The sequence below is a fragment of the SAR86 cluster bacterium genome (assembly GCA_029268615.1).
Taxonomy (GTDB): Bacteria; Pseudomonadota; Gammaproteobacteria; order Magnimaribacterales; family Magnimaribacteraceae; genus JAQWNM01.
This window is the reverse complement of sequence record JAQWNM010000008.1, coordinates 58,783-71,488: the sequence shown is the minus strand read 5'-3', so window position 1 is coordinate 71,488 and position 12,706 is coordinate 58,783. Positions and strand designations below refer to the sequence as shown.

Below are 12,706 nucleotides of genomic sequence, written 5' to 3'. Positions count from 1 at the left end.
AAGGTTCGAGGTGATTAAGTGACTAAAGTTATCTATGCAACTGGTCTATCAGGTTTTATAGGTAGTCATCTATTGAAACTATTACAAGATAATTATTCTTTCGTTGTAAATTTTAGAAGAAATAATCAAGTAGAGATATACCAAGATGATCCTGTCCCAATAGAAGAAAAGTTCTCTAAAGATTTAATGAGCAACTTTAGAGCTAACACTTTATTTCATTTAGCTACTAACTATGATCCCAACCCGAAGAATATTGGAGATATTGAAGATTTAATTAATTCTAATTTCTACTTTCCTGCAAATCTAATTGAAAAATTAGAGATTGATGTGTCTAGTTTTAATTTAATTACCACTTCTAGTTATATGCAACTCCTAAAAAAAGATCAGCAAAATATCTATTCCATGAGCAAGGACCTATTCTTGACATGGTATAAAAAAATATCTAAAAATCTAACTAATATTTATCTTTATGATTCATTTGGCTCAAACGATTTAAGGGATAAAGTAGTGGATGTTTTTATTAAAAAAATCCTTCAGAAGGAACAATTAATTATCCCAGAAAATGAAATTCAAATAAACCTAACTGAAGTCGGAGATATAGTTCACACTTTAATAAACTCCATCTCTCTTGAAAGGGGTGAATATCAGATCTCTTCCAATAAAATTTTTACTTTGTCAGAACTTGCAGAATTTTTGATGGAAATTATAGGCCATCAGGTAAACATAAAGAGATTAGGCACAGGGCATAATCTTATTAGTACAATTGATAATCACCCTGAAGATATCTATTTTCCTAATGTAAATTCTAATCTAGATGACCAGCTTAAGAAAAGGGTAGAAGAACTGTCTTCTAATTAAGATATGGATCAAAACAATCAAGAGCCCTTATTTACAGTAATAACAGATGTTTTTTGGAGATTAGATCTTTTTAAACCTGGATTAGAGTCTTTAATAAATCAAACTTACAATAATTTAGAAATTGTAATAATAAATAATGGAGCTTCTGAAGATATAAAAGATTTTATTTTTAAAACCTCTCAGAAGGATGAAAGAGTCAAAGTTTTAGAATTTACAGAAAATCATTTTTCATGGGAAGATCCTGGTTCGGCATTAAAAGATATTCTAAATAAAGCTCTTAAAGATAAGGTTACTGGTCAGTTTGTTCTTTATAAGTCCTTTGATGATCTTTTATCAGAAAATTATATTCAATCTATGGTTAATCTTTTTCATGAAAATCCAGATTGTATTACTGCCTCGGGAAGGCCGATTAGTATGGATGATAAAGGAATTAACCAATCAGAGCTTCAAGATAAAAAAATTAATATAAGGCCCAGATATATGCCAGGTATTGATTTAGTATTAGATTTTATTAACAAAGGCTCTATGTATAGAGTCCCTGGAGGCATGCTTACGCTTAGAACAAAAGACCTTATTGATGCAGGAGGTTGGGATAGGAATATAGATTTATCTCATTTCCTTAGAGTTTTACCTTTCGGAATTACGGGTACAGACACCAATGCTATTCTTTATTGGAGAAGGCATTCTGATCAATTAAATAAAAAACTTAATGAAAGGGGGCATGTGGGAGCTCTAGAGACTTACTCTTTATTAGAAGATAGCGATTTAAAAGAAAGGTGGTCTCAATCCAATGGTAAAATTTTAAAGATTTTAATTAAGTTTATTACCAATAATCAATTAAAGACTTCTGCAAAATGGTTTATATTAAATCTATATCATTTTAAATTTAAAAGCATGCTCATCACCCTATCAGAAGAAAGGTTTAGTCTCATGTTTATCAGGTTTCTACCAAAATATATTTGGCAATTTAGAATGATTTTTATAGTAAACATTATTAAAATATTTAGACCTCTTTTTAGATTACCCTTTATTCTTATAGATAAATACTTTCCTTCCTTAAAAGAAGGGAATTCTCTATTTAAAAGAATCCTAGAGTTTATAAAGAAAAGTTAATTTTATCCCATAAACTGCTTCCAAGATTCCAAATCTGGAACCTTTAAATGAATATTCATTTTTTTTACCTCTTTTATGGTCGATTCTTTTTCATGACTATAGTTATGACCTGGAAATAGGATTGTCTCGTCTGGTAAAGAGGCTAATTTTTTTAAACTATGATACATATCTTCAGAATTAGACCCAGGTAAATCAACTCTTCCACAACCTTGAATAAAAAGTGTGTCGCCAGAGACAAGATTATTATTGACTTTAAAACATTGAGAACCTGGGGTATGGCCAGGAGTATGAAGAAATTCAATTTTATTATTTCCAATATGAAGATCATCCCCTGAATCTACTAATATCATATCAGACTTAGATACTCCGGTTACTTTAGTTAAGCCTTCTGCCTCATGTTTATTTACATAAATTTTTACTGGATTTTTTTCAAGTATTTCAGCTATACCTTGGATTTCATGACTCCCAAAATTACCCCCAACATGGTCTTGATGGTAATGGGTTACTAGAATAGACTTTAGTGTTAGGTTTTTTTCTTCTAAGTGATTAAGTAAAAAATCAATATCCCAGGCTGGGTCTATAATAGAAACTTCTCTAGTATTTAACGAGCCTATTAGATAGACAAAGTTTTCCATAGGACCTAATGGTATTTGCTCTAAATATAAATCATCAGATGTATTCATTTTTCTCCCAGTTGTCCGTTATTTAATACTTTATTTTAACTTATTTAGTGTATATTTAATTAATTCTATAATTATTTAAGCCATGTCCACATCTAATCCTATACGAAAGAAAAAAAACCCAATGCCTAAATTTTTAAGAAAATTAATGCAAAACCCTTCTTTTGCTAAAATTTTTTTTAAGACTCAAGCTTTTGTTTTCAAAAATACTAAAGGCCTATTTATGTCTACAATTACCGGGTATCCTATCTGTGTAGTTACCATGACTGGAGCTAAGACAGGTAAGTTAAGATCTATACCTATTATGTATGTACCATATAAAGAAGGTGTGCTTATAGTTGCCTCTAAGGGTGGAGCAGATGACCATCCAAGCTGGTATTGGAATCTTAGATCTAATCCTGAAGTAGAGGTTATATTGAAAGGAGATAAGTTTAAATCAGAGGCAAAAAGAATTACCGATGAAGATAAGGACCTTTTATGGCCTTTGATTTGCGATGCATTTCCAAACTATAAAAAATATCAGGAAGCAACAGAAAGAAATATTCCAGTTTTTAATTGTCAGCCCTCTACATGAGTCATTTATTAAAAATACCTTCTATTTTATTTTGGTTAATTTGCGGATCAAACTATTTATTTAGTTTTTGGTTTTTTTTAAATTATCTTTTTATAGGATTGTTAGTAGTTCACTTCATTGAGTTCTTTGTATTTAATAAAAAGATCATGAATTCGACTAATAATGGGTTCATTGGATTCATAAATGTTATGTTGTTTGGAATTTTATTTATAAATTCTTTAAAAGATGAACGAACTTAATTTTAAACATATTTCTTCTAATGGCATAAATCTTAGAATCGCAACTATAGGAGAGGGTCCTTTAGTAGTTTTTTGTCATGGATGGCCAGAAAGTTGGTATAGCTATAGATTTCAATTACCTGTAATTGCAGAAGCTGGATATAAAGCTGTAGCTTATGATGTTAGAGGTTATGGTGAATCAGATAAACCTCATCCAATAGATTCTTATACCATGAAAGAGTTAACAGCCGATGTAATCGGTCTGATAGATGCCTTAGGGTATGAAAAGGCTATAACTATAGGGCATGACTGGGGAGCTCCTATAGCTCTTAATACAGCAGCTCTATATCCAAGCCGAATAATAGGAACTGGCTCTATGTCTGTTCCGTATATGGGAGGTAGGGGCCCTTTACCAGCTTTAGATTTATGGAAAAAAGTCTATAAAGATAAGTTTTTTTATCAATTATATTTTCAAGATGAAGGAGTTGCTGAAAAAGAATTTGAAGAAGATTTAAAGAAAAGCTTAACGATTACCTATACTAATAGCGATGGCAGAGGGATGGCAAATGCAATAAATAGAGGTGAGAGCGGTCTTAACCCTCCCAAAACTTCTGATTCTACCTTTTTAGAAGGGATGGAAGAATTTCCTGATTTACCTTCTTGGCTATCTTCAGAAGATATTGATTATTTTGTTAGCCAATTTGAAATAGGAGGTATGAGAGGACCTTTAAATAGATATAGAGCACAAAATATAGATTGGCATGAATTAGAAGACTTACCTAAAAAGTTAAAACAACCAGCTTTTTTTATTACTGGTAGCCTTGATCCAGTAAATTTCTTTGTGCCTTCAAAGGAAACTCTATTAGAAAGAATTCAATTAAATTACAAAAATTTAATTATTTCAGAGGAGTTAGAGGGCATTGGGCATTGGACGCAACAGGAATCACCTAATGAGGTTAATGAAATTATTTTACAATTTCTAAAAAAAATACGGTAATTTGGATAAGAATAAAGGAATTAAATGGGGCCCTTTTACTTTAAGGATACCTTTTATTCATTTTAGATTTTCACTGTCTGAATATCTGCAGGGAGTTTTAGCTGGTTCAGCTGCAGCTCTATTATTGCTTCCTTTTTTAATTAATTGGTTTGGACTGACGCAAGATGAAGCGTTAATTTTTTTATTTTTTAGTACTGTATTAATTGCAACTTCTCCAATAATTTTTGGAGAAAACCTTATGGCAGGGTTGATGACTCCAGTTTTTCCTCTTGTTATAGCCTTTTTTACTCCTCTAGGTTTAGGTTCGCATCAAGAGAATTTAATGGTGATGATAGCCCTAAGTTTAGACTTTGCATTAATTTGTTTTTTACTTGGCATAACTGGTACTGGAGAAAAATTAATTTCCTTAATACCAAATGCACTGAAGTCAGGAATTATATTAGGAGCAGCTATTGCAGCTTTAAAAGCAGTTTTTATAGATAGGCCAGATCTCTTAATCAATCAACCTATAGCTATTTTTTCTTCAATTATCATTACTATATTTTTAGCAAATTCTTTGATATTTAAAAGGCTATCAATTGCCCTACCGTTTTTATCTAAATTAACCTCATTAGGTCTTATTCCTGGAATGCTTTTAGCAGGTTTAGTTGGTTACTTAACAGGAGAGCTAAATTTTTATCCTGAATGGAGATGGGCAGAAATTAATTTGCCATCTATGATACAAAAGGTCTCCCCACTATATGTAGGTTGGCCAGAGATACGTCATTTTATTGAAGCACTTCCATTGGCATTAATTGCGTACGTTATTTTTTTTGGAGATCTAATAACTGGTAATGAAATTACAAAAGATGCTTTAGATGAAAGATTAGATGATGTTCAGGAATTTAATACGAACAGATCTCATTTATCCATGTCCATAAGAAATTTTCTTTCTAGTCTATTTGTTCCCTTTTTTAGTTATCAAGGAATTTTAGCAACAGGACCTCATATAGTTGTAGTTAATAGATGGCGTAAGGGAATAAAAGAGATGAATTCAATTTATGATGGTATTGGTTCATATGTTAGTTTTGGATTTCCTTGGTTTTATCTTGTTGTGCCTTTGATGACAGCTCTTGTTTCTTTTCAAGGTATAATTTTTGCTCAATTTATGACTTTGACAGCCATAGGGTGTGCTCAGGTTTCTATGTCTCTAGTAAGAAATTCAGTAGAAAGAGGCGCATCATTATTTATGGCAGTCGTATTAGTTTCTTTTCCGCTGGAACCTGGTAAAGCACTATTAATAGGTTCTTTAGTAGTCTTTTTGATGGTAGGATTTAATTCAAAAAAAAGTAAATACCTAAATTAAATAATCATGACTAAAAAACCCTCCCTCGTAGATGAATTTTTTGATCCTAACTCTAAGGAGTTTATTCACAACCCACAACCCACATTAGATAGATTATTAAATGATCATCCCATAGCTTGGTTTGATAAATGGCAATGTTGGTTAATAAGTGGAAATAGGAGGATAGCGAATTGTTTATTAGATAGAAGGCTGTCAACTGATTTTAATTTATGGGAATTTGCCCCTGAAAAGAATAATTCAAAAGAAAAATCTTCATTTGAAAATCTCATGGACAACAATTTATTTTTTTTAGATCGAAAGAACCACTTAAGATTAAGAAAATTAGCTCTGCCAGCTTTTTCTCCTAGAGTTATGGAATTTATGAAGAAAAAGTTTTCTATACTCGTAGCCGAGCGGTTTGACCAAATAGGTAAGGTAGATAAATTTAACTTTGCTGCAGAAATAGGCGAAAGAATCCCAACTCAAGCAATTGCTAGTTTAGCTGGAGTGCCGTCTAATTATTTTGAGATATTTAGTAGCTTGGCTTACGGTATTGTTAGAGGAATAAATCCTATGCTAAGCGATGAAGAACGCTCAGAAGCTACTGCTAGTATTGAAGAAGGTTTAGAGATGCTTAATGAGTTAATAGAAGAAAGGCGTTTAAATCCTGGAGAAGATTTTTTATCTGCCTTGATAACTGCAGAGGAAGATGGAGAAAAATTAAATAATTGGGAAATGTGCGCACTCATGGGGTCTGTATTAGCAGCAGGATCAGATACTGCTGTAGACTTACATAGTTATTTTATCAAAACATTATTAGAGCACCCTGAACAGCTTAAAATGGTCTTAAATGATGAATCTCTAATACAAAATGCTATTTCAGAAGTATTAAGACATTCCAGTTCAGGTAAAACGGGATTAGCCAGATATGCATCAGAGGATGTTGACTTGGAAGGTAACTTGATAAAAAAAGGTCAAATGTTGCAGTTACTGTCAACTACAGCTGGAAGAGATCCAGATGCATTTAAAAACTCAGACCAGTTTGATATCCTAAGAAGTCAAGAGAATAGCATTAGTTTTGGACAAGGCCCGCACTACTGTATCGGTGTAACTTTGGTAAGAGCTCAAGTAGAGGTAATGTTTAAAGAGTTATTTACTAGATATCCTCATCTAGAATTAGATGGAGAGATGTCTTATGATTATACGCATCATAATGCTCGAAGGTTAAAGAAATTAATTTTAAAAACTAATATTTAAATTTTAAAGGAGAAAATATGTCCTCAGAAACAACAAACGGCCCTCAATCAAATCCTGGAGAAATCTATAATTGGCCCATGTTAAGAATAATTTATAAAACAGGTGAAGAAAATATATCTGCTTTATTGCCTCCTGGCATAGAGGCGGGTTCTGAGCCTAATGTAACTATAACTATTTATAATTTTCCAGTTAACAATGAACCTGAATATGGTGTTGTGGTAAATGCCGCCGCGAGTTATGAGGGCATTGAAGGTGATTACACTCTAGGTATCGGCATAAATCAAGAGCAGGCCGTCTATGGAAGTCATGAGCACTGGGGCCAGCCAAAGTATCTTGCTGATACTTCTTATTTTAGATTTTTTGATCATGTGGAAGCAAAGGTAACGCACCAAGGCCATACCTTTGTAGAATTTGTAGGAGATGTGAAGGGTGATTTACCTAATCTTGATGAGTACGAACATAATGAGTGGTGGATAAAATCATTGAGATCTGTCGATATGGCTGAAAATAAATACGATTTTCCTCCACATGTAGTCAGAGTCAAAAGTACATACGGGACTGCTTTTATGCAGGAATTAGAAGGTGAACTTATTTTAAGAGATAGTCCTTGGGATCCCGTTGCCACTCTTCTACCAATTAAAGAAAAAGTGTCAACTCAACTATGGACACCAATTTTTCTTGGAAGAGAAATAACTCTAGAAGGTGAACTAGATGGAAAACAGTTTTGGCCTTTTGCCGATACTATTGGTGGAACGAGGTGGCCTGGAGAAAATGGAGGACCAAAAAAGTAAGTCAAGAATTTTATGAAAAATTATAAAAATAAAGTGGCAGTTATTACTGGTGGTGCCAGCGGGGTGGGATTATCTTTAGGACGTTTTTTAGCTAAAGAAGGTGCTAAGGTTGCTTTAGCAGACATAGAAGAGGATGCTTTAGATAATGCTGCAAATCTCTTAAATGAGGAGGGCCTTAATGTTAAGACTTATGTTACAAATGTTGCAGAACTTGATTCTATTAAAGACCTAAGTAACTCAGTCAATAATGATTTAGGTAATGTACATTTATTATTTAATAATGCAGGAATAGCTCCACAAGAGGCTTCTTTCCCTCTCTGGGATCTGTCTATTAACGATTGGGAGTGGGCTTTTAAAGTAAATGTATGGGGAGTCATTCATGGAATTAAAGTTTTCGTGCCTTTAATGCTTGCTCATGGAGAAGAAGCCAGAGTTATTAATACCTGCTCAGGAAATGGAGTATTAGTAACTTATCCTTCTACTCCTATATATGCGACTACTAAATCTTCAGTTGCTACGATATCAGAGGCATTATATTTTCAACTTCTATCTTTGCAGGCGTCTATAGGAGTCTCAATATTATTTCCTGGACCTCATGTAGTTGAAACAGGTTTGTATGGTTCCGAGAGAAATAGACCTGAAAACTTAGCACAAGAATCTGAACCAGTTTTTAAAATAGAATCACTAGAAGCAATGAAAGAAATGGTTAGCTCAATGGGTAAAGAACTAAAAACTACTCATCCCGATGAAGTTGCTGAATTTTGTTTAAATGGAATAAAAGATGATAAATATTGGTTAATGCCAGAAAATCCAGAAAGCGATAAATCATATAAAGATTTTGTAGATAGTTTAATAAATAGAACCAACCCAGATATTCCAGATTTATTTTAGGAGAATTTATGAATGCAAGAATACCTTTAGAAATTCCTCACGGCTGGTTTTGTCTTTCTTGGAGTCATGAACTTAAAGAAGGAGAAGTTAAAACAGTAAAATTTTGTGGAGAAGATGTAGTTCTATTTAGAACTGAAAGTGGTCAGTCAAAAGCGGTTGCTCCTTTTTGCCCTCACTTAGGAGCACATTTAGGTCATGGTGGCCATGTATCAAAAGATTCCATTGTTTGTCCATTTCATGGATGGGCTTGGAGTGGAGAAGGAGTTTGTGTAGATGTTCCTTACGCGGATTCAATTCCAATAAAAGCGCAAAACCAAGTTCTAGATACTTATAAACTTGTTGAACAAAACGGTATCATTATGGCCTGGTATCATGCAGAAGGTAAAGAACCTTATTTTGAGCTACCCGAGGTTAAGGAATTTAATAGAGATTCTGATAAATGGGGTAAATCTCATTTCTTTGAATATAATATTGGCACTTGCCTTCAAGAGATTGCAGAAAATGATGTAGATCAAGCCCATTTCCCAACTGTTCATCAATCTCCTTCACTACCTGAAACAGACGCATATATAGATGGAATCTATAGAAAAACTGTTGCCGAGACATTAATGGATCCAGAAAATAGTGATAGTGTTTCAGATAAATATAAGGGTTCATATAAAGAACAATTTACTACTACTTTTACCAGAGAATCTTGGGGGTTGGGTCAAGTATTATTAAGGATGGTAAATTTACCTCCTGATGGTGGAGAGTTTGTTATGGTTAACGCTTCATGTCCGGTTGATAAAGAAAATTCTATATTAAGATGGCAAATGAAAGTTAGTAAAGATATAGAGGACACCCTAGGAATGGCCATCATAGATGGTATAGCAAATGGCATTAATGATGATATCCCCATATGGGAAAATAAATCTTATTGGCCAAACCCTATGCTTTGTGATGGGGATGGACCAATAAATAAGTTTAGAAAATGGGTAGGGCAGTTTTATATCTAATTTATTGAGCTCTATCTAATCCAGATTCTATAAGCCAAGATAATAATGATCTTTGTTCCATTGTTGGTTGATCTCTAGAGTTTTTTCTAATTATCTTTTCAATATATCTTAAAGAACTATAAGCTGCAGTAACTGATAAATCATCATAATAATCTTGAGATAGAATATTTAGTAGCCTTCTTACATATCTAATTTGTAAATTTCTTCTCATTGCGTTTATTGGTGAAGAGACATCTTCTAAGAAGATGGCATCAGTTAAATCTCTCAGCATCTCTGAAGAGCTGTAGCTGTTTCCGTAGTATTCGCTATCTGAAAGTCTGTACATCATCCAGCCATCCAATAAATGGTTCATAACGGCTGTTTGAATAGACAGTATTCTTCTAAGAATTTGAGGGTCTTCATGTTCTCCATAAAAATCGAACCCCCTTCTTTCTAGTTGCAGTTTACTCGCTAAATTTTTATCTAGAGTAAATGCATCTGGTGCAAAAGCATGCTTTGCAATCATTTGCATTGCTTTCTTTTGAACTTTATATGGGACTGGTTCAAAAGGTTCTAAATCCGTATCTTGATCTGGAAAACTTCGATTAACATAAACACCTCCTATGTAGCGTGAAGCAGTTTCTAAAGATCTGCCTATGTCAGTAGTTAATAGCATATAAGCTTTTCTATATTGTTCCCAGCTGGTTGCTTTTTTATTAAACTTTTCAGGTAAGTCTGATAGCGTTTTATTTATTAATTGGATTCTTTCTTCGGCATATTTAATTGGATCATTAGACAAATCACTAACCATAGCCCTTGGATCAATACCTCTGCCTGGACCTCTCATATCGTCAGCATCATTTCCAAACATTAATTTTGGGTCTACTGATTTAGATAAAATTTTTTCTATAGAATTTGAGCCTAAATCTGGTGTATAAGCAAATTCAATCGCCCAGTCATCATAAACACCAGGAAAAGTATCATAATAATCGCCTTGCTCCTTGCCTAAAGGTGCTAGGTTAGTAGGAGCATAATCCATTACAGATGATGTTACTCCTTCTTTACTAGTTATACTTTGATCATGTATCGATACAGGATCATGTAAGTAACTAGCTTTAAAATTATGATTTAAACCTAAGGTGTGACCCACTTCATGAAGAACTAATGAAATTATACCTTGCTCAATGATCTTACTTTCCGTTTCTGATGAAGAGTTCGATACCAAAGTAGCTAGAAAATTACTTCTTTGAGTTATTGAATCAATTGAACAGTTAGAATATGAATCAATAGAATTATAGCTTTCATATGAAAAGATTGAATCAACAAAAAGTCTATTTGTAAGATAGACCCATTCCAGCATAATGTCAGCACCCAATATCTCCCCTGTTCTTGGATTGACAAAACTAGGCCCGTAACCACCAAATGGCGGTTTGGGAGAGGAAGTCCATCTAATTACATTATATCTGATGTCCCCTGCATCCCAGTCAGCATCATCAGGCTGTAATTTTACATCCAGGGCATTTAAAAAACCTGCCTTTTTGAAAGCATTATTCCAAGCTAAAACGCCTTCTTTTATATAAGGTATTAATTCTTTAGGTGCGGTATTTTCTATCCAGAAAGTAATTGGCTTAATTGGCTCAGAAAATTCTTTATCAGGTTCTTTCTTTTCAAGAAACCATTTGTGTATAAGATCTGCATAAGGAGTAATATCTTTAGAAGTTAGATTAGTGATACGTTGACTAAAGAATCCCACCCTCTGATCAGCATATCTTGGTTCAAAGTTATTTGAGGGAGGTTTTATAAAGCTATACCTCAATGAAAGAATAATATTCCTTGAATCAATTATGTCTTCAAATTTATCCTTACCATAAGATTCGGAGATAGGTGAATTTTCATATAAATATTCAACTTCTAGGTCAGAATTATTAGGATAATTTTGTATTCTAGAAATAAGAGATTTTTTAGAATTAATTTTTCCCCATTTTAATCCTTTTAAATGAGGGTTCTCAGGATCAGGTAAAGGCTTAATGTTTGTGAGACTTTCAGATAAAAAAAGTGATGTTACATCAATTATATATTCATCTTCGTTTTCAGATTTTATTGGAAAGACTTCAATGATAGCATCTGAGATATTTGCTCCCTGAGAGTTAGATAGTGCATTATCTTCATCATACTTAAAGGAACTATTTATTCTTATTAGTCTTATTGAATTAAAGATTTTAACAAACTTTATTAGTCCATTATCTAGGTAACTTCCTCTATTTTTTCGCCCCTCAACTATGCCATCTATTACATGAGAAAAATAGATATATTCTTGATTGAGCTGATCTTTCTTAATTTTAAAATATGTTTCTGCATTTTTTGGATTCTGATAAATATCTATCAAACCCTCGTAATGATTCATTTCTTTTACATATTCTTTATTAGAATCTTTCGGTTGATTATCTTCCTCTATCTCATCAGATAAGGTAGCCTGAGAAATTACCAATAGTGTATAAATTAATGCAAAGGCAGTGAATCTTCTGTACAAAATCTTCATATTTTTAATATTCGTAATAAAATTTATTTGGCAGATTATAGATTTTTGATTTAAATGCTACAAACATAAAGTTAGTTATAATTAACTTAAAAATGGAATATAGAGCATGAATGATAATATAGACATGTTTAGGTTTGATAATTTCTTAGACTTTACTTTAAGAAACTAATACAAATTAGAATAAATATAATCTTAAAATTACAGGGTATTCTAACATTCTTCATGAAATTTAAGGATCTACATATAAAATTTAAGTACTAATGGGCAATCATATTTTAGACTTACACGGAATAAAGCATAATGAAGTAGATATTCTAGTAGAGAATTTTATTTTTTTAAATCAAAACTTATTACCTTTAACTATCATTTGCGGAAATAGCAGTACGATGATAAATCTTGTTTTGAGCGTATTAAAGAGACACTCTGTAAATTATTATTCGGGTGAAGGTTTAGAATATGGCAAGATAAAGATTCAAAAGTTATAAATATA

Annotated in this window: 12 protein-coding genes; 10 read left to right on the top strand and 2 right to left on the bottom strand. The window is 32.7% G+C overall.

The annotated features are described in order from the left end of the window. The first annotated feature begins 18 nt into the window (after positions 1 to 18). Positions 19 to 858 (top strand): NAD-dependent epimerase/dehydratase family protein, encoded by an 840-nt coding sequence (locus tag P8J93_03645; GenBank protein ID MDG2060897.1) that lies wholly within the window; start codon positions 19 to 21, stop codon positions 856 to 858. 3 nt (positions 859 to 861) lie between these two features. Continuing rightward, complete coding sequence (locus P8J93_03640; protein MDG2060896.1) at positions 862 to 1,971, top strand: glycosyltransferase family 2 protein; 1,110 nt, start codon at positions 862 to 864, stop codon at positions 1,969 to 1,971. Between the two features lie 2 nt (positions 1,972 to 1,973). Here the strand turns inward: P8J93_03640 and P8J93_03635 are convergent, their stop codons facing one another. Next, complete coding sequence (locus P8J93_03635; protein ID MDG2060895.1) at positions 1,974 to 2,654, bottom strand: MBL fold metallo-hydrolase; 681 nt, start codon at positions 2,652 to 2,654, stop codon at positions 1,974 to 1,976. An 82-nt stretch (positions 2,655 to 2,736) separates the two neighbouring features. Here P8J93_03635 and P8J93_03630 point away from each other — a divergent pair, with 82 nt between their 5' ends. The 7 genes from P8J93_03630 to P8J93_03600 all read left to right on the top strand — a co-directional run bounded on the left by P8J93_03630 (position 2,737) and on the right by P8J93_03600 (position 9,698). Beyond that, complete coding sequence (locus P8J93_03630) at positions 2,737 to 3,225, top strand: nitroreductase family deazaflavin-dependent oxidoreductase (GenBank protein MDG2060894.1); 489 nt, start codon at positions 2,737 to 2,739, stop codon at positions 3,223 to 3,225. A 225-nt stretch (positions 3,226 to 3,450) separates the two neighbouring features. Continuing rightward, complete coding sequence (locus P8J93_03625; protein MDG2060893.1) at positions 3,451 to 4,440, top strand: alpha/beta hydrolase; 990 nt, start codon at positions 3,451 to 3,453, stop codon at positions 4,438 to 4,440. A 1-nt stretch (position 4,441) separates the two neighbouring features. Further along, positions 4,442 to 5,785: a hypothetical protein gene (locus P8J93_03620; GenBank protein MDG2060892.1), complete on the top strand. Its 1,344-nt coding sequence runs from the start codon at positions 4,442 to 4,444 to the stop codon at positions 5,783 to 5,785. A gap of 6 nt (positions 5,786 to 5,791) precedes the next feature. Further along, entirely contained in the window at positions 5,792 to 7,021 is a 1,230-nt protein-coding gene (locus P8J93_03615) for a cytochrome P450 (GenBank protein MDG2060891.1), read from the top strand. A 17-nt stretch (positions 7,022 to 7,038) separates the two neighbouring features. Further along, positions 7,039 to 7,812, top strand: coding sequence for an acetoacetate decarboxylase family protein (locus P8J93_03610; GenBank protein MDG2060890.1), 774 nt, complete (start codon positions 7,039 to 7,041; stop codon positions 7,810 to 7,812). Positions 7,813 to 7,824: 12 nt separating this feature from the next. After that, the gene (locus P8J93_03605; protein MDG2060889.1) at positions 7,825 to 8,703 is read left to right on the top strand and encodes an SDR family NAD(P)-dependent oxidoreductase; all 879 of its coding nucleotides are present in this window, start codon (positions 7,825 to 7,827) and stop codon (positions 8,701 to 8,703) included. 8 nt (positions 8,704 to 8,711) lie between these two features. Next, on the top strand, positions 8,712 to 9,698 hold the full coding sequence (locus tag P8J93_03600) for a Rieske 2Fe-2S domain-containing protein (protein MDG2060888.1): 987 nt from the start codon (positions 8,712 to 8,714) through the stop codon (positions 9,696 to 9,698). Between the two features lies 1 nt (position 9,699). On the opposite strand, the gene P8J93_03595 is transcribed toward P8J93_03600, so the two are convergent. Further along, positions 9,700 to 12,216, bottom strand: a complete 2,517-nt coding sequence (locus P8J93_03595; GenBank protein ID MDG2060887.1) for a zinc-dependent metalloprotease — start codon at positions 12,214 to 12,216, stop codon at positions 9,700 to 9,702. Between the two features lie 260 nt (positions 12,217 to 12,476). Between P8J93_03595 and P8J93_03590 the strand changes: the two genes are divergently transcribed. Next, the gene (locus P8J93_03590) at positions 12,477 to 12,701 is read left to right on the top strand and encodes a hypothetical protein (GenBank protein ID MDG2060886.1); all 225 of its coding nucleotides are present in this window, start codon (positions 12,477 to 12,479) and stop codon (positions 12,699 to 12,701) included. Positions 12,702 to 12,706: the final 5 nt, after the last annotated feature.